The sequence below is a fragment of the Pseudomonas sp. ATCC PTA-122608 genome (genome assembly GCF_001952855.1).
Classification (GTDB): Bacteria; Pseudomonadota; Gammaproteobacteria; order Pseudomonadales; family Pseudomonadaceae; genus Aquipseudomonas.
The window spans coordinates 1-20,517 of the sequence record NZ_LPNO01000010.1 but is presented as its reverse complement, the minus strand read 5'-3'; the positions used below and the strand labels follow the sequence as shown (position 1 = coordinate 20,517).

The 20,517-nt window shown below is 61.0% G+C and carries 19 protein-coding genes; 8 read left to right on the top strand and 11 right to left on the bottom strand.

The genetic code is table 11. From position 1 onward, the window contains the following. Positions 1-2 precede the first annotated feature (2 nt). The gene (locus AU074_RS10870; RefSeq protein WP_076014729.1) at positions 3-749 is read right to left on the bottom strand and encodes a 3-oxoacyl-ACP reductase family protein; all 747 of its coding nucleotides are present in this window, start codon (positions 747-749) and stop codon (positions 3-5) included. 114 nt (positions 750-863) lie between these two features. Here AU074_RS10870 and AU074_RS10865 point away from each other — a divergent pair, with 114 nt between their 5' ends. Beyond that, the gene (locus AU074_RS10865; protein WP_076014728.1) at positions 864-1,787 is read left to right on the top strand and encodes a LysR family transcriptional regulator; all 924 of its coding nucleotides are present in this window, start codon (positions 864-866) and stop codon (positions 1,785-1,787) included. Between the two features lie 118 nt (positions 1,788-1,905). Here the strand turns inward: AU074_RS10865 and AU074_RS10860 are convergent, their stop codons facing one another. The 3 genes from AU074_RS10860 to AU074_RS10850 form a co-directional block, all read right to left on the bottom strand. Then, entirely contained in the window at positions 1,906-2,634 is a 729-nt protein-coding gene (locus AU074_RS10860; protein WP_076014727.1) for an aspartate/glutamate racemase family protein, read from the bottom strand. Between the two features lie 13 nt (positions 2,635-2,647). Further along, on the bottom strand, positions 2,648-4,177 hold the full coding sequence (locus AU074_RS10855; protein WP_076014726.1) for an NCS1 family nucleobase:cation symporter-1: 1,530 nt from the start codon (positions 4,175-4,177) through the stop codon (positions 2,648-2,650). Positions 4,178-4,529: 352 nt separating this feature from the next. Further along, positions 4,530-5,264: a phosphoadenylyl-sulfate reductase gene (locus AU074_RS10850; RefSeq protein ID WP_076014725.1), complete on the bottom strand. Its 735-nt coding sequence runs from the start codon at positions 5,262-5,264 to the stop codon at positions 4,530-4,532. Between the two features lie 152 nt (positions 5,265-5,416). On the opposite strand from AU074_RS10850, the gene thrH reads away from it, so the two are divergent. Next, the gene (gene thrH / locus AU074_RS10845; protein WP_063032398.1) at positions 5,417-6,034 is read left to right on the top strand and encodes a bifunctional phosphoserine phosphatase/homoserine phosphotransferase ThrH; all 618 of its coding nucleotides are present in this window, start codon (positions 5,417-5,419) and stop codon (positions 6,032-6,034) included. Positions 6,035-6,150: 116 nt separating this feature from the next. Here thrH and AU074_RS10840 read toward each other — a convergent pair whose 3' ends face one another. From AU074_RS10840 to AU074_RS10815, 6 genes are all read right to left on the bottom strand, one after another. Next, positions 6,151-6,507, bottom strand: a complete 357-nt coding sequence (locus AU074_RS10840) for a type II toxin-antitoxin system HigA family antitoxin (protein WP_076014724.1) — start codon at positions 6,505-6,507, stop codon at positions 6,151-6,153. After that, entirely contained in the window at positions 6,507-6,809 is a 303-nt protein-coding gene (locus AU074_RS10835; protein ID WP_076014723.1) for a type II toxin-antitoxin system HigB family toxin, read from the bottom strand. Before AU074_RS10835 ends, AU074_RS10840 begins: the two co-directional genes overlap by 1 nt. A gap of 228 nt (positions 6,810-7,037) precedes the next feature. Then, positions 7,038-8,378, bottom strand: a complete 1,341-nt coding sequence (gene pabB / locus AU074_RS10830; protein WP_076014722.1) for an aminodeoxychorismate synthase component I — start codon at positions 8,376-8,378, stop codon at positions 7,038-7,040. Between the two features lie 5 nt (positions 8,379-8,383). Then, complete coding sequence (locus AU074_RS10825) at positions 8,384-9,370, bottom strand: alpha-L-glutamate ligase-like protein (protein ID WP_003214969.1); 987 nt, start codon at positions 9,368-9,370, stop codon at positions 8,384-8,386. Then, positions 9,370-10,902, bottom strand: coding sequence for an inactive transglutaminase family protein (locus tag AU074_RS10820; RefSeq protein ID WP_008432680.1), 1,533 nt, complete (start codon positions 10,900-10,902; stop codon positions 9,370-9,372). The genes AU074_RS10825 and AU074_RS10820 overlap by 1 nt, the downstream gene beginning before the upstream one ends. A 5-nt stretch (positions 10,903-10,907) precedes the next feature. Beyond that, the gene (locus AU074_RS10815; protein WP_023659091.1) at positions 10,908-11,441 is read right to left on the bottom strand and encodes an ATP-dependent zinc protease; all 534 of its coding nucleotides are present in this window, start codon (positions 11,439-11,441) and stop codon (positions 10,908-10,910) included. A gap of 270 nt (positions 11,442-11,711) precedes the next feature. Between AU074_RS10815 and AU074_RS10810 the strand changes: the two genes are divergently transcribed. The 6 genes from AU074_RS10810 (at position 11,712) to prpD (ending at position 20,252) form a co-directional block, all read left to right on the top strand. Then, positions 11,712-12,425, top strand: a complete 714-nt coding sequence (locus AU074_RS10810; RefSeq protein ID WP_076014721.1) for a GntR family transcriptional regulator — start codon at positions 11,712-11,714, stop codon at positions 12,423-12,425. Next, positions 12,422-13,315 (top strand): methylisocitrate lyase, encoded by an 894-nt coding sequence (gene prpB / locus AU074_RS10805; RefSeq protein ID WP_003214976.1) that lies wholly within the window; start codon positions 12,422-12,424, stop codon positions 13,313-13,315. Before AU074_RS10810 ends, prpB begins: the two co-directional genes overlap by 4 nt. A gap of 201 nt (positions 13,316-13,516) precedes the next feature. Continuing rightward, positions 13,517-14,644, top strand: coding sequence for a 2-methylcitrate synthase (gene prpC / locus AU074_RS10800; RefSeq protein WP_076014720.1), 1,128 nt, complete (start codon positions 13,517-13,519; stop codon positions 14,642-14,644). 201 nt (positions 14,645-14,845) lie between these two features. Next, on the top strand, positions 14,846-17,440 hold the full coding sequence (acnD, locus tag AU074_RS10795) for a Fe/S-dependent 2-methylisocitrate dehydratase AcnD (protein ID WP_076014719.1): 2,595 nt from the start codon (positions 14,846-14,848) through the stop codon (positions 17,438-17,440). Positions 17,441-17,482: 42 nt separating this feature from the next. Continuing rightward, a complete protein-coding gene (gene prpF / locus AU074_RS10790; RefSeq protein WP_076014718.1) occupies positions 17,483-18,673 on the top strand; it encodes a 2-methylaconitate cis-trans isomerase PrpF in 1,191 nt (396 codons plus the stop codon). Positions 18,674-18,767: 94 nt separating this feature from the next. Continuing rightward, complete coding sequence (gene prpD, locus AU074_RS10785) at positions 18,768-20,252, top strand: 2-methylcitrate dehydratase (protein ID WP_076014717.1); 1,485 nt, start codon at positions 18,768-18,770, stop codon at positions 20,250-20,252. Positions 20,253-20,322: 70 nt separating this feature from the next. On the opposite strand, the gene AU074_RS10780 is transcribed toward prpD, so the two are convergent. Beyond that, the coding region (locus AU074_RS10780; RefSeq protein WP_143503574.1) for an integrase core domain-containing protein at positions 20,323-20,517 on the bottom strand (195 nt) is incomplete at its 5' end.

Genomic DNA, 20,517 nt, shown 5'->3' with positions numbered 1-20,517 from the left:
GTTCAGGCGCCGAAGCCGCCGTCGATGGTCAGGCTGGCACCGGTGATATAACCGGCTTCAGGGCCGACCAGGTAGGCGACGAAACTGGCGATCTCTTCCACATGGCCATAACGGCCCACGGCCATGAAGCCGATCAGGCTCTCGGCGAAGTCACCGCTTGCCGGGTTCATGTCGGTGTCCACCGGACCTGGCTGCACGTTATTGATGGTGATGCCCCGTGGCCCCAGGTCGCGGGCCAGGCCTTTGGTCAGGCCGACCAGTGCCGATTTGCTCATGGCGTACGGGCCGCCACCGGCAAACGGCATGCGATCGGCGTTGGTGCTGCCAATGTTGATGATGCGGCCACCTTCGCCCATGTGCCGCGCGGCTTCCTGGGTGGCGACAAACACGCTGCGCACGTTGATGGCGAGGGTGCGGTCGAAGTCTTCCAGGCTGAAATCTTCCAACGGGCCGACGGCCAGCACGCCTGCGTTGTTCACCAGGATATCCAGGCGCCCGAAGGTTTCGACGGTGGCGTTGACGGCGCTGCGGATGGCGGCTGCGTCGGCGCTGTCAGCATGGATCGCCAGGGCTTTGCCGCCTTCGCTGATCACGCTGTTCTGCAATGCTTCGGCCTTGGCAGCGGAGCTGACATAGGTGAAGGCGACAGCTGCGCCTTGGGCGGCCAGGCGCTTGACGATGGCGGCGCCGATACCGCGAGAACCGCCCTGGATCAAGGCGACTTTGCCGCTGAGGTTCTGTGTGGTCATGTCGATCTCCAAAAGGTGTGTTGAGGTTGGAGTCGAGTATCGACCTCGTATGGCGCCCTCGGTAGACCGTGATTGCTATAGTCTGTGTAAACCAAAAGTTTAGAGTGGGGCGATATGGAAAGCTTTGGCAGTATCGAATGCTTCGTGCGCAGCGCCGAGGGTGGCAGCTTTGCCGAAGCCGCCCGGCACCTGAGCCTGACACCGGCGGCCGTGGGTAAAAGCGTGGCCAAGCTGGAAGGACGCCTGGGTGTGCGGCTGTTTCAGCGCAGCACCCGGCGCCTGACCCTGACTGAAGCCGGCAAGCTATTCCTGGAAGAAGTCAGCGGCAGCCTCACCACGATTCAAAATGCCGTGGCCAACTTGGCCAGCGCCGAAGGGCGGCCGGTGGGAACGCTGAAAGTGAGCATGGGCACCGTGTTCGGCACCCGCTACGTGGTGCCGTTGTTGAGTGAGTTTTTGCAGCGTTATCCGGATATCAGCCCCGACTGGCATTTCGACAATCGCCAGGTGGACCTGATCGGCCAAGGCTTTGATGTCGCGATTGGCGGTGGTTTTGAGCTGCCCCAAGGCGTGGTCGCACGCAAGTTGGCACCGGCGCACCGGATTCTGCTGGCCTCACCGGACTACCTTGCCAAGCGCAAGCCTGTGCTCGCGCCCGAGGACCTGGGTCTCTGTAACGGCATCCTGATCCGCTCACCGCAAACCGGACGCGTGCGCTCCTGGCAACTCACCCATCGCAACCGCGAACAGCGCCCGCTGGTGCTCAAGCCGCGCATGACCATGAGCGACTCCGGCGCCGCCTGCTGCGCCAGCGCCCAAGGCCTGGGGATCGCGCTGGTCAGCATGCCGATGGCGGTGCCGTTCCTCGACAGTGGCCAGTTGGTGCGAGTGCTGCCCGACTGGTACGTCGATGACGGCAACATCTCGCTGTACTACGCCGAACACAAGCTGCTGCCCGGCAAGACCCGGGCGTTTGTGGATTTCATTCTGGAGCAGTTTGCCGAACGCGAGTTGGGGCGTCGGTTCAGTGCCATTTGATCCTTGTGGGGATCAAATTGTGGGAGCGGGCTTGCTCGCGAAGGCGGTGTGACAGTCACCAGATGCATCGACTGATCCACCGATTTCGCGAGCAAGCCCGCTCCCACATTTTGGATCTTCAGTGTCCGAACTTTCCGGGCCAGCCAATCACTTTCTTCGGCCTCGGCGTCGCATACGTGCGGATCTTCGAGGTCGACAGCCCCAACCGCACCAGCCCTTCAGCAATGGCGACCGCTGCGGTCACGCCGTCCACCACCGGCACGCCCGTGCGGTAGCGAATCTGGTCGTCCAGCCCGGCCATGCCGCCGCAGCCCAGGCAGATCACTTCGGCCTTGTCTTCGCTGATCGCCAATTCAGCCTGGCGCACGATGGCCTCCATGGCCCGCAGCGGGTCTTCTTCCAGCTCCAGCACTGCCATGCCGCTGGCTCGTACCGACGCGCAACGCTGATACAAACCCGCCAATTTCAGTCGGTCTTCGATCAGCGGCACCGTGCGATCCAGGGTGGTCACCACCGAGTAGGCATGCCCGAGGAACATCGCAGTGCTGGCCGCCGCTTCGGTGATGTCCACCACCGGTACGTTGAGCAACTCCTGCAAACCTTCGCGGCCGTGCTCGCCGTAACCCGCCTGAATCACCGCATCGAACGGCTGGTCGTAGGCCATCACCCGGTCCATTACCGCGATAGCCGCCAGGTAGCTTTCGAAATTGCCTTCCACCGATTCGGCACCGAAAAACGGGGTCAGCCCGACGATCTCGGTGCCGGGGGACGCCACCGCCCGTGCCTGCTTGGCGATGGCTTCTGTGATGGACTCGGTGGTGTTGACGTTGACCACAAGGATGCGCATGGAATGTCCTTACTTAATGACTGACGTTATCGACTGCAATGCTTTCGCCGCTCACATCGGCGTAATACGGCTGGCGCTTGGCGAGTAGCAGGTACAGCAGCCCTGCAATACCGGCGCCAATCAGCCAGGAGAACGGCGAGACAAGGGAGAAACCGGGCAGCAGGGCGAGGAGAATGGCGATCACTGCCGCAGGAATAAACGCCGCAACGGCGCGCAGATTGACGCCACGGCTGTAGTAATAAACCCCCATCGGGTCTTCGCTATACAGCTGCGGCACGTCCACCTGGTTTTTGCGGATCAACCAGTAGTCGACCATGATCACCCCGTACAACGGCCCCAAGAGAGCGCCGAGCCCCGAGAGGAAATACACGATCACCAGCGGGCTGTTGTAGAGGTTCCACGGCAGAATCAGCACTGCCACGGTGGCGCTGATCAGCCCGGCGCGGCGGAAGTTCAGGTACTTGGGCGCCAGGTTGCTCAGCACGAAGGCGGGTGCGACGAAGTTGGCCATGATGTTCACCGCCACGGTCACAATCAGGAACGCCAGGCAGCCCAGCACCAGGAAGAACGTATTTGGAATCGCCGCAATGATTTCGGTGGGGCTCTCGATCACCCGGCCATTGAGGTGGAACTGCCCGCCGCACAGCAACACGGTGATGGCGGCGAACACCAGGATATTCACCGGCAAGCCCCAGAAGTTGCCGACCTTGATGGTCTTGCGGCAGGGCGAAGAGCGGGCAAAGTCACAGAAATTCAGGATCAGCGTGCCGTATATCGCCAGCCACAGCGCGCCGCCGGCGAAGATATTGCGCCACATCTCGCCACCGGTGAGTGGCTCGCGGATCGACCAGGCGATCTGGCCGCCGGCCTGGAAATACATCCAGCCGGCGAGTGATGCCACCGTCAGCAAAATCACTGGCCCGGCGAAGGCTTCATAGCGGCGCACCATCTCCATGCCATAGGCGAGGATGGCGAGCTGCACAAACCAGATCGCCACAAAACACGCCCAGCCGAGGCTCGACAGGCCGAGGATAGAATCGTGGTCGTAGTCGGCAAAACCTGGATGAACCGCCGTCAGCAGCACGCGGAAAACCACCGAGGCCAGGTAGGTCTGAATCCCGAACCAGGCAATCGCGATCACCGCGCGAATCAGCGCCGGAATCTGCGCGCCATGGATGCCGAAACTGATGCGACTGATCACCGGAAACGGCACGCCGGTCTTCTGGCCCATGTAGCCGGACAGGTTCATGAAGAAGTACACCAGCGCCGCGCCGATCCCCAGGGACAGCAGAATCTGCCAGCCGCCCAGGCCCAACGCATATAGGCCGATGGCGAAGGAATAGTTGGCGATGTTGTGCACATCGTTAGTCCACAGGGCAAAGATGCTGTAGCGGCCCCAGCGCCGGCCTTCGGCCTTGGTGGGTGCAAGATCCTTGTTGTGCAGGCGCGGGCTGAGTACCAGCGGGCCGGGGCTCGTGGCCTCGGGGTTCAGGGTGGAGGAGGGCAGATCCAGTGCGATGTTATTGGAGAGACTTGTACGCATTCCGGCAGGCTCCTGGACACCAGCAGGAGAGCGGCTGATGTCAAAGTGTATGTATCTTTTTTATTGATTGTATACAAAGTGTGTTTTGCCTTAAGCCACATGCGTGCCAGATTTTTGCCGGGAAAATTATCAGTTGATTTGGTTTTTAGAGTGATTGGAAATAAATAGCTGAATTTAAAGCGATATAAATTGACCATTTGAACAGCTATTTATTTTGTAGCGCAGACAGGGGCGGGGATTTAAGAAGAGGTGTGACGCGGGAGGATGTAACTTTTCGGTGCAGGATTTTATAAGTGCACACAAAAATGGCACCGATGGTGACATTTCTGTGTACAGGATTTTTGCTCAGGTGTTACGCCTTGCTGATGATGTTCCCGGCGTGCAACCCGCATTCTTTCCGGGTTGCTTCTTCCCACCACCAACGGCCTTCGCGTTCGTGCTGGTTCGGCAGTACCGGGCGCGTGCACGGCTCACAGCCGATGCTGATAAAACCGCGCTCGTGCAGGCTGTTGTACGGCAGCTCCAGCATGCGGATGTAACCCCAGACTTCCTCACTGGTCATCTGCGCCAGCGGGTTGAACTTGTACAGGGTGCGTTCCGGGGTGGAGAAGGCGGTATCGATTTCCAGCGCGGCCACCTGGCTGCGGGTGCCGGGGCTCTGGTCGCGGCGCTGGCCGGTGGCCCAGGCGCTTACGCCGGAAAGCTTGCGGCGCAGCGGTTCGATCTTGCGCACGCCGCAGCACTCGCCATGGCCGTCCTTGTAGAAGCTGAACAGGCCCTTTTCCTTGACGAAGGGTTCCAGCTTGCTCTGGTCCGGCGAGATCAGCTCGATGTCGATCTTGTAGAACTCGCGCACCTGCTCGATAAACCGGTAGGTCTCCGGGTGCAGGCGGCCGGTGTCGAGGCTGAACACCTTGACGTTTTTGTTCAGCTTCCAGGCCATGTCTACCAGCACCACGTCCTCGGCACCGCTGAAAGAGATCCACAGGTCGTCGCCAAACTGGCTGAAAGCCAGCTTGAGAATGTCCTGGGCGGATTTTTTGGCATAAGTCGCGGCGAGTTCAGCGACGTCGAAGGCTTGGTTCATCAGGACGGTTCCTACAGGTCAATGGCGCTGAGCGCTCTATAGGAGGGCGATGGTAACAAAATCCCGCCTGCGTTGCGGCGGCTGGCGTGAATCGCTAGAGTTCGGCAGTCCTTTTGCTCGCTCAACTCAATAACTTTAAATGGGAGTGTCTTGTGGAAATTGCCTGTCTCGACCTGGAAGGAGTGCTGGTCCCGGAAATCTGGATCGCCTTCGCCGAAAAAACCGGTATTGAATCCTTGCGGGCCACCACCCGGGACATTCCCGACTACGACGTGTTGATGAAACAGCGCCTGCGCATTCTTGATGAACACGGGCTGAAGCTCTCGGACATCCAGGAAGTGATCGCCACTCTCAAGCCCCTGGACGGCGCCATCGAATTCGTCAACTGGCTGCGCGAGCGCTTCCAGGTGGTGATCCTGTCGGACACATTCTATGAGTTCTCCCAGCCGCTGATGCGTCAACTGGGCTTCCCGACCTTGCTGTGCCACCGGTTGATCACCGACGAGAACGACCGGGTGGTGAGCTACCAACTGCGTCAGAAAGATCCCAAGCGTCAGTCGGTGCTGGCCTTCAAGACCTTGTACTACCGAGTGATTGCCGCCGGTGATTCCTACAACGACACCACCATGCTCGGTGAGGCGGATCGCGGGATTCTGTTCCACGCGCCGGAGAACGTGATTCGCGAGTTTCCGCAGTTCCCGGCGGTGCATACGTTCGAGGATTTGAAGAAGGAGTTCATCAAGGCGTCGAATCGTTCGTTGAGCCTGTAAGTTCTTTGGCGTGGCTGACGCCTTCATCGCAGGCAAGCCAGCTCCCACAGGTTGACCGCGCTCCCCTGTGGGAGCCGGGCTTGCTCGCAATGGGGCCGGAGTGGCCACTGCACAGCCTAGACCCCTGCCAGCAAACTCTCATAAGGAATGCGCAAGCCTTCATGCAGGCGTTTAATCATCGACAAGCTCAGCTTGCGCTTGTGGTTCAGCACTTCAGAAACCCGCCCGCTCGGACCTATGAAAGGCTCCAGGTCACGGGCGGTCAGGCCTAGCTGCTCCATTCGAAATTTAATTGCTTCTATAGGATCCGAAGGCGGCATTGGGTAATGCTCTGCTTCGTACTTTTCGATAAGTATTGCGAGAATTTCCAGCTCGTCACCCTCAGGCGAGCCGATTTCCGCTTCCCAAAGCTGCTCGACGCGCGCGAGCGCAGCGGTCAGGTCTTCCTGGGAATGAATAGGTTTGATGTTCATCACACGGTCTCCGCGTTGATCTGATCGTACTGCGCGTGGGTCCCCACGAAGCGTATGAACGCAAGCTGTCGCTGATAGTTGATCGCCATGATCACTCGATACTTGTTGCCGCCTATGTTGAACACAACCCTGCCCGCTTTGAGAATGCTCGCTGTCTTCAGCTCTGCTTTGAGGGCTTGTGGCGTCGGGTAGACGGCTTTTTCCATATGGCGATATAGCTCGACCAGCGGCGTTTTTGCATCCCTATAACCGGGTTGGCTTTCCCAGAATATTCGCAAGGCAGACAGCGCGATTATCCGCATCGCTGCAACCTCCCAATTTGGGAGATAATAGGTGCGGTTAAGGGCAGATGCAATCTCGGAAATCTTTCCTGACAAGTAGGCAGTCGTTTCATGTGATCCTTCACAGACGGCGGGTGGACGGTTCAAGCCGGACGCTATCGTCCGACTTCAGCTCCGTCCACTTCGGTACTGATTCAGGTCTTTTCTGCTGCTTGGCTCCGCGTCGCAGAGCCAGGGAGGGGTTGCGTGCTACAGGCTTTCCAAGGTTTGTAACAACACCCGCACCTTGGTCATCGACTCCTGGTACTCCGCCTGCCACTCCGAGTCAGCGACAATCCCGCCGCCACCCCAGCAACATACCTGCCCATCCTTGACCAGCAGGCTGCGGATTGCGATGGAGCTGTCCATCTCGCCGCGCACGTCCAGGTACAACAACGAGCCGCAATACAACCCGCGCCGGGTCGGCTCCAGCTCGTCGATGATCTGCATCGCGCGGATCTTCGGGGCGCCGGTGATGGAGCCGCCGGGGAAGCTGCCGGCGATCAGGTCGAGGGCGTCTTTGTCGTCCGCCAGCTCACCGGTGACGCTGCTCACCAGGTGATGCACATTCGGATAGCTTTCGAGGCTGAACAGCTCCGGCACTTTCACTGAGCCGGTACGGCAGGTGCGGCCCAGGTCGTTGCGCAGCAGGTCGACGATCATCAGGTTCTCGGCCCGATCCTTGGGGCTGGCCAGCAATTCAGCGGCGTTGGCCGCATCTTCCACAGGCGTTGCACCTCGTGGCCGGGTGCCTTTGATCGGGCGGGTTTCCACCTGGCGCTGGCTGATTTTGACGAAGCGCTCCGGAGACAAACTCAATACCGCGCCATCATCCGGCAAGCTTTGGAACCCGGAAAACGGTGTTGGGCAGGCTGCGCGCAGGGCGCAATAGGCCACCCACGGGTCGCCGACGCATGGGGCGCGGAAGCGTTGGGCAAAGTTGACCTGGTAGCAGTCACCCGCCTGGATGTAGTCCTGGATACGGGCGAGTGCGTGTTTGTAGGTGTCGGCTGTCACGTCCGGGGCCATCGGGCCTTGCAGCTTGAAGGTGGCCGATGCGCTGATGGCCGGCTGACCGAACAAGGTAATCAGGCGTTGCCGTTCGCTTTCCGCCAGTTTGGGATGGAACACCAGTTGGCTGGTCTGCGCCTGGTGATCGCTGATCAAGGCCCAGGCGTAAAGGCCAAACCGCGCATCGGGCAGGTGCAGGTCGTCTACGGCCAGGTGCGGCAGTTGTTCAAGATGGCGACCGAAGTCGTAGCTCAGGTAACCGATCAGGCCACCGGCAAACGGCAGTTCGTAGGGCGCAGGAATTGTGGCCTCACCCAACAACGTCAGGTTTTCCCGCAAGCGTTGCAGGAAATCGCCGCCGCTTTCGTCCGGCAGTACCGTCAGTGTCGTCTCGGGCCAGGCGCTCAGCAGGTCATACCGACCACGCTCGGCAGCGGGTCGGCCGCTGTCCAGCAGCACTGCGCCGGGAGCATGGCGGATCGCTGCAAAGTATTCGGCAGGGTTCGCCCGATAGGGCAGCGGGTGTACGGAACAGGTCACTGGGTTTATCCCTCGACCGCCGGAATATGCCCAAACATCTCCTGCACAAACTTCACCCGCTCTTCCGGCGTTTCCGTCACGCCCGCCGCCTTCAGCTCTTCCAGTCGAGCCTCCACCGCATGGGTGCGCAAGGTCAGGCCGCAGTCGTTGGCGATCTGGATGTTCAGCCCCGGGCGAGCGTTAAGCTCCAGGATCAGCGGGCCCTTCTCCTGATCCAGCACCATGTCCACGCCGATGTAACCCAAACCGCACAGCTCGTAGCAGCCGGCGGCGAGCTTCATGAAACCGTCCCAGTTGGGCAGCTGCACGCCATCCACCGCGTTGGTGGTGTCCGGGTGCTTGGTAATGATGTTGTTCAGCCAGGTGCCGCGCAGGGTCAGGCCGGTGGCCAGGTCGACACCGACGCCAATCGCGCCCTGGTGCAGGTTGGCCTTGCCGCCGGACTGGCGGGTGGGCAAGCGCAGCATGGCCATCACCGGGTAGCCCATCAGCACAATGATGCGGATGTCCGGTACGCCTTCGTAGCTGATGCTTTTGAAAATCTGGTCGGGCACCACCCGGTATTCGATCAGCGCCCGGTCACGGTGGCCGCCGAGGGAATACAGGCCGGTGAGGATGCTGGAAATCTGATGCTCGATCTCTTCATGGCTGATGATCTTGCCGGAGACCGTGCGATAGCGCCCTTCGAAACGGTCGGCGATCACCAGGATGCCGTCACCGCCGGCGCCCTGGGCCGGCTTGATCACGAAGTCGCTGCGCCCGCCGATGATCTCGTCGAGCTTGTCGATTTCCTTCTCGGTGGAAATGACCCCGTACATCTCCGGCACGTGGATGCCGGCGGCCATGGCCCGTTCCTTGGTGATGATCTTGTCATCCACGATCGGGTACAGGCTGCGCTTGTTGTACTTGAGCACGTAGTCGGCATTACGCCGGTTGATGCCCATGATCCCCCGCGCTTCCAGGGCCTTCCAGGTTTTCCAGAAGCCGAACATTACGAGTCAGCCTTGAGGAAGGCCTTGAAACGTACCAGTTCGGTGAGGCGGTAACCGCGATAACGACCCATGGCCAGCATGAAGCCCACCAGGATCAACAGGATCGCAGGGAAGGTGAACACGAAGTAGATCAGCTCCGGCACGCTCATGATGATGTGGGCCAGGGACGCGGCGAACAGCGTGCCGATCGCGACTTTCATCGCATGGCCGCCACCGCGCTCTTCCCAGGTGATCGACAGGCGTTCGATGGTCATGGTCAGGATCACCATCGGGAACAGCGCCACCGACAGCCCGCGCTCCAGCCCCAATTTGTGGCTGAACAGGCTGATGGCCGCGATCAGCACCACCACGAAGGTCAGCACCACCGAGAGCCTCGGCAACATCTGCAGCTTCAGGTGTTCCAGGTAAGACCTGAGGGACAGCCCCAGCGCCGTAATAATGGTGAACAACACAATCCCGAAGCCCAGTTGCGTCTCGCGGAACGCCAGGGCAATCAGCACCGGCGTAAACGTGCCGAGGGTCTGCAGGCCGATCAGGTTGCGCAGGATCAGGATCACCAGCACGCCAATCGGGATCATCACCATGATCATGAAGGTCTGCTGGGTTTGCAGCGGCAGGCCGTACAGCGAGTATTCGAGGAAGTTGGCGTCGGTGTTTTCGTCCGTCAGCTTGGCCAGGCGAATCGCGTTCATTTCGCTGTTGTTGAGGCTGAAGGTCACCATGGCCTTTTTGCCGCCATCGACGGTGATCAGGTTTTCATCGCCGGTCCACCACAGCAGGCGGTCAGCCGGCAGGCCTTGCTCGCCGGTGTCGGGGTTGAAGTACAGCCAGTCATTGCCGTTGAAGCTGCGCAGCCAGAGTTCCGGGGTTTGCGGCTGGTCGGCCACCAGGCGGATGGTGTGGACCTTTTCCACCGGCACGTGGGCGATAGACAGCAGCAGCTCGACGATCTTGGCCTTGTGCGGCGTCGACGGGTCGCCCGCCAGCAGCAGCTTCACGTTGTCGTCGTTGAGGTTGTTGGTGCGCTTGATGGCTTCGCTGATAAAGGTCTCGACGTCGGCCGAGTGCTGGCGGATCGGCGCCAGCAGGGCTTCGGCGGCGATTTTTTCCGGGCCTTCGACGGCGATGCTGTCGCGGAAGGTCGGGCCCTTGACCTTGATCTTTTCACCGCTGTAACGCTTGGTCAGCACCAAGCGGTAATAGAGGGTCTGGTTGCCCTTGGCCCGGCGGGCCGACCAGGTGACCTTGCGGTTGCCGTCGAGGCGATTGACGCTCACGCCGTAGTTATTCGAGATAAAGCTTTCGTTCAGGCTGACGAAGTCGCGGCTCAGGGGCGGCACGAACATCTGGATTTTCACCGGGTCCTTGGCACTGGCGACGAACTCGACCTTGGCGTCGATGTTCCACAGGTCGTCGGTGGCGTCCTCGGTGACGGGAATCCCCAGCACGAAAATCTGATAGGCGGTGACCGAAATGCCCAATACCACCAAAACGGCGATCAGGATTTTCAGGTGCAGATTAAGAGAGCGCATTCAAATTACTCAGCGGTATGAGCGTCGGAGGCGCAGGCAGGTTTGCCCGCCGCGTATTTAAGACTGGGGTCGACCAGCGCATCAAAGCGTTTCAGCGCTTCGGAGCCGATCAGCAGCGGGTATTGGAAGGCGCTGCGGTCAGTCAAGTTCACTTCGATACTGCGTAAAGCGGTGCCCATGCAGATGTCCAGGGCAATCACTGGACGGGCGGTGTAGTTCTTGTCTTCATCGGGGTCGTAGTCACCGGCACGGCGCTTGATCTTGCTCACGCGGGCCAGGGGACGCTCGATGGGGTGGGAATGTGCGGTGTCGATGGCCAGGTAGAAGCGCACCCAGGATTCACCGTTGCGCTTGAAACGCTTGATGTCGCGGGCGCTCAAGGAAGCGGTCTTGGCACCGGTGTCGAGTTTGGCGGCCACTTCCAGGTCAATGCCGGCCAACTTGGCGTATTCATTGAGCCCATACACGGTCTTCTCGGCAGCAACGCCAAGGCCCGGTATGAACAGTAGAAGCAAAAGAGGGAAGGGCTTGAGTCTCATAAATCCTGACGCGGCGCCATGCGATGTTCAATTCAAGGCGACTGGCATTGCTGCGCAATCTCTGGTGCGCCTTTTCATCCATGGATGTCAGGCAAAAGTGGCCGGCATTCTAACATGAAGGTTTTCTTGCGCCAGCGCTGGCAGCCGGCCATGCCCTGATAGGGGGCAAGGGTGGTTATTAGACGATTGTCGACAATGTGTATTTATTCTTTGACTATTAAGGGCTGATTGGCTAGTTTTTGCGGCATTGCTTTTAAAGGTGTCGACAATATGCTGGATCAACTGGAAACCCCAGTGATAGCGTCAGACGATTCCAAGACCATGTCGGAGAACGTCTTTCGGCGTATCCAGGCCGCCATCGTCAAGGGCGAGATCGCCCCCGGCAGCAAGATCTCCGAGCCGGAACTGGCGCGCACCTATGGCATCAGCCGTGGCCCGCTGCGTGAGGCAATCCACCGTTTGGAAGGTCAGCGCCTGCTGGTGCGCATCCCCCATGTGGGCGCGCGAGTGGTGTCCTTGAGCCATGAAGAGCTGATCGAACTCTACGAAATCCGCGAATCCCTGGAAGGCATGGCCTGTCGCCTGGCCGCCGAGCGCATGACCGACGCCGAGATCGAAGAATTGCGCCAGGTGTTGCACACCCACGAGCGCGATGCGGCCTTCCAGGCCGGTGTCGGCTACTACCAGCAGGAAGGCGACTTCGATTTTCATTACCGGATAATTCAAGGCGCCGGTAACCGCACCCTGACCCAAATGCTGTGCGGCGAGCTGTATCAGTTGGTGCGCATGTACCGCATCCAGTTCTCCGCCACCCCCAATCGTCCACGCCAGGCCTTTGCCGAGCATCACCGCATTCTTGACGCGATTGCCGATCGCGACGGTGAACTGGCCGAGTTGTTGATGCGCCGTCATATCGGCGCCTCCAAACGCAACATTGCCCGTCACTTCCCGGACGGCGCTCCCCAATCACGAGGTGAGTCATGAGTTCCAATAACAACACTACTCCAGGCCAGCGTTTCCGTGACGCCGTCGCCAGCGAGCACCCATTGCAGGTGGTCGGCGCGATCAACGCCAACCACGCGCTGCTGGCCAAGCGTGCCGGGTTCAAGGCGATTTACCTGTCGGGTGGCGGGGTGGCTGCCGGCTCCCTTGGTGTGCCGGACCTGGGCATTACCGGCCTGGATGACGTGCTGACCGACGTGCGCCGCATCACCGACGTATGCGACCTGCCGCTGCTGGTGGACGTGGACACCGGTTTTGGCTCCTCGGCGTTCAACGTCGCGCGCACCGTGAAGTCGATGATCAAGTTCGGCGCGGCGGCGATCCATATCGAAGACCAGGTGGGCGCCAAGCGTTGCGGTCACCGTCCTAATAAAGAAATCGTGTCCCAGCAGGAAATGGTCGACCGCATCAAGGCCGCCGTGGATGCGCGCACCGACGACAGTTTCGTGATCATGGCCCGCACCGACGCACTGGCGGTGGAAGGTCTGGAGTCCGCCCTGGAACGTGCCGCCGCCTGCATCGAGGCCGGCGCCGACATGGTGTTCCCGGAGGCCATCACTGAGCTGGAGATGTACAAGCTGTTCGCCTCCCGCGTGAAAGCGCCGATCCTGGCCAACATCACCGAATTCGGCGCAACGCCTCTCTATACCGTCGATCAACTGAAATCTGCGGATGTTTCCATCGTGCTGTACCCGCTCTCGGCCTTCCGCGCGATGAACAAGGCGGCCGAGAACGTCTACACCGCGATCCGTCGCGACGGCACCCAGCAGAACGTGATCGACACCATGCAAACCCGCATGGAGCTTTACGATCGCATCGACTACCACACCTTCGAGCAGAAGCTCGACGCGCTGTTCGCCGCCAAAAAATAACGGACCCTGATACTTGTAGGAGCGAGCTTGCTCGCGAAGATCGTTAACGATAACGCGCTTAGCCTGAATGAACGCGGCGCCCTGAAGTTTTTCGCGAGCAAGCTCGCTCCTACAGGGGCAGCGTGAAGATTTAGCGATTCGTGGGGTGGTGTGAAGCTTCAGCGAGACGCTTCCCTAATAAATACAAAATTGGAGATAACCATGGCCGAAGCAAAAGTACTCAGTGGAGCCGGCCTGCGTGGCCAGGTCGCCGGGCAAACCGCACTGTCCACCGTGGGCCAGGCCGGTGCCGGCTTGACCTATCGCGGCTACGATGTGCGCGAACTCGCTGCCGACGCGCAGTTTGAAGAAGTCGCCTACCTGCTGCTCTACGGCGAACTGCCGACCAAAGCCGAACTCGCGGCCTACACCGCCAAACTCGGCAAACTGCGTGACCTGCCCCAGGCGCTGAAAGAAGTGCTGGAACGCATCCCGGCCGACGCCCATCCGATGGACGTGATGCGCACCGGTTGCTCGTTCCTGGGCAATATCGAGCCGGAGAAAGACTTCTCCGTGCAGCGCGACGTGACCGACCGCCTGCTCGCCGCGTTCCCGGCGATCATGTGCTACTGGTACCGCTTCAGCCACGACGGCCAGCGCATCAATTGCGTGACCGACGAACCGTCCATCGGTGGCCACTTCCTGCACCTGCTGCACGACAAGAAACCCACCGACTTGCACGTCAAGGTGATGAACGTGTCGCTGATCCTCTACGCCGAGCACGAATTCAACGCCTCGACGTTCACCGCCCGCGTGTGTGCGTCGACCCTGTCTGACCTGTATTCCTGCGTCACCGCCGCCATCGGCTCCCTGCGCGGCCCGCTGCACGGCGGCGCCAACGAAGCGGCGATGGAGATGATCGAACGTTTCTCGTCCGCCCAGGAAGCGGTGGAAGGCACCCTCGGCATGCTGGCGCGCAAGGACAAGATCATGGGCTTTGGCCACGCGATCTATAAAGACAGCGACCCGCGTAACGAGGTGATCAAGGGTTGGTCGAAAAAACTCGCGGAGGAGGTGGGCGACACGGTGTTGTTCCCGGTTTCCGAAGCCATCGACAAGACCATGTGGGAGCAGAAGAAACTGTTCCCCAACGCCGACTTCTACCACGCCTCGGCGTACCACTTCATGGGCATCCCGACCAAACTGTTCACGCCGATTTTCGTCTGCTCGCGGCTTACAGGCTGGGCCGCGCATGTATTTGAACAGCGTGCCAACAACCGCATCATCCGTCCGAGCGCCGAGTACATCGGCGTTGAGCAGCGCAAGTTCGTGCCAATCGAACGTCGCTGAATGGAGAAACCGCTGATCTCGGGGTGAAACCGGATCAAAAATGTGGGAGCGGGCTTGCTCGCGAAGGCGGTGTGACAGTCGCCATGTGTGTTGAATGACACACCGCCTTCGCGAGCAAGCCCGCTCCCACATTTTGATCGCATTCCACCTTGGATCAGCACCGGTTCTTCCTTTTGCAACTACCGTGACCGAGTCCTGACGATGAACACTGAACACCGCAAACCGCTACCCGGCAGCCGCCTCGATTTCTACGACGCCCGTGCGGCGGTCGATGCAATCACCCCCGGCGCCTACGCCACACTGCCGTACACCTCCCGCGTACTCGCCGAGAACCTGGTGCGTCGCTGTGACCCGGCGACCCTCAATGCATCCCTGAGCCAACTGATCGAGCGCAAGCGCGACCTCGATTTCCCGTGGTTCCCGGCCCGTGTGGTGTGCCACGACATCCTCGGCCAGACCGCCTTGGTGGACCTTGCCGGCCTGCGCGATGCAATCGCCCTGCAAGGCGGTGACCCGGCCCAGGTCAACCCGGTGGTGCCGACCCAACTGATCGTCGACCACTCCCTGGCCGTCGAAGCCGGTGGCTTTGACCCGGAGGCGTTCGAGAAAAACCGCGCCATCGAAGACCGCCGCAACGAAGACCGTTTCCACTTTATCGAGTGGACCAAAAAGGCCTTCAAGAACGTCGACGTGATCCCGCCGGGCAACGGCATCATGCACCAGATCAACCTGGAGAAAATGTCTCCGGTGATCCAGGTGCGTGACGGTGTGGCCTTCCCGGATACCTGCGTCGGCACCGACAGTCACACCCCTCACGTAGACGCGCTGGGCGTGATCGCCATCGGCGTTGGCGGCCTCGAAGCGGAAAGCGTGATGCTTGGCCGCGCGTCGTGGATGCGCCTGCCGGAAAGCGTCGGTGTGGAACTGACAGGCAAGCTGCAACCGGGCATCACCGCCACCGACATGGTGCTGGCGCTGACCGAGTTCCTGCGCAAGCAAAAGGTCGTGGGTGCGTGGCTCGAGTTCTTCGGCGAAGGCGCCTCTGCGCTGACCCTGGGCGACCGCGCCACCATCTCCAACATGGCCCCGGAATACGGTGCCACCGCGGCGATGTTCTACATCGACCAACAGACCATCGCCTACCTCAAGCTCACCGGCCGTGAAGACGAACAAGTCGCCCTGGTCGAGCAATACGCTCGCCACACCGGCCTGTGGGCGGACGACCTCAAGGGCGCGCAATACGAGCGTGGCCTGAGCTTCGATTTGTCCTCTGTCGTGCGCAACATGGCCGGCCCGAGCAACCCCCACGCCCGCGTCGCCACCAGCGATCTGGCGGCCAAGGGCATCTCTGGCCAGTGGGATGACGTGCCGGGGCAAATGCCCGACGGCGCGGTGATCATCGCCGCCATCACCAGTTGCACCAACACCAGCAACCCGCGCAACGTGATTGCCGCCGGCCTGCTGGCGCGTAATGCCAACAAGCTTGGGCTGGTGCGCAAGCCGTGGGTCAAGTCGTCCCTGGCACCGGGTTCGAAAACCGTCGCCATGTACCTCGACGAAGCCGGGCTGACCACCGAGCTGGAGCAGTTGGGTTTCGGCGTGGTGGCGTTTGCCTGCACCACCTGCAACGGCATGTCCGGCGCACTCGACCCGGTGATCCAGCAAGAGATCATCGACCGCGACCTGTACGCCACCGCCGTGCTGTCGGGTAACCGCAACTTCGACGGACGTATCCACCCGTACGCCAAGCAAGCGTTCCTCGCTTCGCCGCCGCTGGTGGTGGCCTATGCGATTGCCGGCACCATCCGTTTCGACATCGAAAAAGACGTGCTGGGCCTCGACGCCAATGGCAAGGAAATCCGCCTGAAGGACATCTGGCCAAGCGACGAAGAAATCGACGCGGTGGTCAAGGCGTCGGTCAAGCCGGAGCAGTTCCGCCAGGTCTACATCCCGATGTTCGCGATCCACGAAGACACCGGCCCGAAAGTCACGCCGCTGTACGACTGGCGCCCGCAGAGCACCTATATCCGCCGCCCTCCATACTGGGAAGGCGCCCTGGCCGGCGCGCGTCCGCTCAAGGGCATGCGTCCGCTGGCGGTGCTGCCGGACAACATCACCACCGATCACCTGTCGCCGTCCAACGCGATCATGCTCGACAGCGCCGCCGGCGAATACCTGGCGAAAATGGGCCTGCCGGAAGTCGACTTCAACTCTTACGCGACCCACCGCGGCGACCACTTGACCGCTCAGCGCGCCACCTTCGCCAACCCGAAACTGTTCAATGAAATGGTCATCGAAGACGGCAAGGTCAAGCAGGGTTCGCTGGCGCGCCTGGAGCCGGAAGGCAAGGTCACGCGCATGTGGGAAGCCATCGAAACCTACATGGAGCGCAAGCAGCCGCTGATCATCATTGCCGGTGCCGACTACGGCCAGGGCTCGTCCCGGGACTGGGCCGCCAAGGGCGTACGCCTGGCGGGTGTGGAAGCGATTGCCGCCGAAGGTTTCGAGCGTATCCACCGTACCAACCTGGTGGGCATGGGCGTGTTGCCCCTGGAGTTCCTGCCGGGCACTGACCGCAAGACCCTGAACATCGACGGCACTGAAACCTACGACGTGATCGGCGAGCGCACCCCGCGTGCGCAACTGACGTTGGTGATCAACCGCAAGAACGGCGAGCGTGTCGAGGTGCCGGTGACCTGCCGCCTGGACACGGCTGAAGAAGTGTCGATCTACGAGGCGGGCGGCGTGTTGCAACGCTTTGCCCAGGACTTCCTGGAATCGGCTGTTACTGCCTGACAACTGTGGCCGGGGTTCGCGCCCCGGCCCATGAGGACCACCATGGCACACGTACCGCAGATCAAGATTCCCGCCACCTACATGCGTGGCGGTACCAGTAAAGGCGTGTTTTTCAGCGTCAAGGATTTACCCGAATCGGCCCAGGTGCCGGGCGCGGCGCGGGATGCGCTGTTGTTGCGGGTGATCGGCAGCCCCGACCCGTACGACAAGCAAATCGACGGCATGGGCGGCGCGACGTCCAGCACCAGCAAAACCGTGATCCTGGCCAAAAGCACCCGCGCCGAGCACGACGTGGACTATCTGTTCGGCCAGGTTTCCATCGACAAACCGTTCGTGGACTGGAGCGGCAACTGCGGCAACCTGTCGGCGGCGGTGGGTTCGTTCGCCATCAGCGCTGGCCTGGTGGATGCCGCGCGCGTCCCGCACAACGGCGTGGCCGTGGTACGGGTGTGGCAGGCGAACATCGGCAAGACCATCATCGCCCACGTACCGATCACCGACGGTGCGGTGCAGGAAACCGGCGACTTCGAACTCGACGGCGTGACCTTCCCGGCCGCCGAAGTGCAGCTGGAATTCATGGACCCGGCGGCGGAAGAAGAGGGCGGCGGTGGCTCGATGTTCCCTACCGGTAACCTGGTGGATGACCTGGAAGTGCCGGGTGTCGGCACGTTCAAGGCGACCCTGATCAATGCCGGGATTCCCACCATCTTCATCAACGCCCAGGACCTGGGCTACACCGGCACCGAGCTGCAGGGTGCGATCAATAGCGACCCCAAGGCCCTGGCGATGTTTGAAACCATTCGTGCCCACGGTGCGTTGCGCATGGGCTTGATCAAGCATCTGGACGAAGCGGCCCAGCGGCAGCACACACCGAAAGTTGCGTTCGTGGCACGGCCTGCGGATTACGTGGCGTCCAGCGGCAAGGCGATCAAGGCGGCCGATGTCGACCTGTTGGTGCGGGCGTTGTCCATGGGCAAATTGCACCACGCAATGATGGGCACGGCAGCGGTGGCGATTGGCACGGCGGCGGCGATTTCCGGCACGCTGGTGAATCTGGCGGCGGGCGGCGTGGAGCGCAATGCCGTGCGGTTCGGGCATCCGTCCGGGACGCTGCGGGTAGGCGCCGAGGCCAGCCAGGTCAACGGTGAATGGGTCGTGAAAAAAGCCATCATGAGCCGCAGTGCGCGGGTGTTGATGGAAGGGTTCGTGCGCGTCCCCGGCGATTCGTTTTAAGCAATCAACAGGCAGGCACCAAGACCTGCCTTTTATAAAACTTCAACCCTGACCCTGAGGATGGACCACACCTAACCCACTTTGGAGTACTGCCATGAGCGCCAACGTCGACCAGAACAACCGCCCCGACTACGACCAGGTCCTGCAGGATATCGCCGACTACGTCCTGAACTTCAGGATCGAATCCCGCGATGCCCTGGACACCGCCCGCAACTGCCTGATGGACACCCTCGGTTGCGGCCTGCTGGCCCTGCGTTTCCCGGAATGCACCAAGCACCTGGGGCCGATCGTGGAAGGCACGGTGGTGCCGTTCGGCGCACGGGTGCCGGGCACCTCGTTCCGCCTGGACCCGGTCAAGGCCGCGTGGGACATCGGCTGCATCGTGCGCTGGCTCGACTACAACGACACCTGGCTCGCCGCCGAGTGGGGGCACCCGTCGGATAACCTCGGTGGCATCCTCGCGGTCGCCGATCACCTCTCGCAAAAACGCGTGGCCAACGGCGAGGCGCCGCTGACCGTACGGGCCGTGCTGGAGGCGATGATCATGGCCCACGAAATCCAGGGCGTGATCGCCCTGGAAAACTCCTTCAACCGCGTCGGCCTGGACCATGTGCTGCTGGTGAAAGTCGCCTCCACTGCCGTCACTGCCAAGTTGATGGGCGCCAACCGTGAGCAACTGCTGTCGGCACTGTCCCAGGCATTTGTCGACGGCCAGGCATTGCGCACTTATCGCCATGCGCCGAATGCCGGTTCGCGCAAGTCGTGGGCGGCGGGGGATGCGTCGAGTCGCGGGGTGCGTCTGGCCGACATCGCCATGCGTGGCGAGATGGGGATTCCCGGTGTGTTGAGCGCGCCGCAGTGGGGCTTTTATGACGTGCTGTTCAGCCACACCAACAAGGACCTGGCGCTCAAGCCCGAAGACAAGCGCGCCTTCAGCCTGTCGCAGCCCTACGGCACTTATGTGATGGAGAACGTGCTGTTCAAGATCAGTTTTCCGGCCGAGTTCCATGCGCAAACCGCGTGTGAAGCGGCGGTCACCTTGCACCCGCAAGTGAAGAATCGCCTGCATGAGATCGACAGGATTGTCATCACCACCCACGAGTCGGCGATTCGCATCATTTCCAAGGTCGGGCAGTTGGCCAATGCGGCCGACCGTGATCACTGCCTGCAATACATGACCGCCGTGCCGCTGGCGTTTGGCCACCTGGTGGCCGAGCAATACGAAGGTGAGTTCCACGCGGCCCATCCGATCATTGATGAGCTGCGGGAGAAGATGGTCATCGTCGAAGACCCGCGCTACAGCCGCGAGTACCTGGAGGCCGACAAGCGCTCTATCGCCAATGCGGTGCAGGTGTTCTTCAAGGATGGGTCCAGTACCGAACAGGTGGCTGTGGAGTACCCGATTGGTCACCGTCGTCGTCGGGTGGATGGCATTCCGTTGCTGGAAGACAAGTTCAAGGCCAACCTGACGACCCGGTTTACTGCGCAGCGCAGCGCCGAGATTTTTGCGCTGTGCAAGGATCAGGCGAAGCTTGAGGCCACGCCCGTGAACCGGTTTGTCGACCTGTTCGTCATCTAAAAAACACCACTGATCAAATGTGGGAGCGGGCTTGAACTGGTCCAGTAATTTCGGACATTCTTTTCGGTTCTCACGCTGCTAGCTTTTCCGCCGCTATCGGTGAGTGATAACCGTTGTAGCTGTGGCGCCTTACGCTGTTGTATCGCGCCACATATCGGTTGATATCTACCTGGGCCTCGTACTCAGAGCTATAACCTCCCTCAGGCACCCATTCGGACTTCAAGCTGCCAAAAAAACGTTCCATCGGGGCGTTGTCCCAGCACTG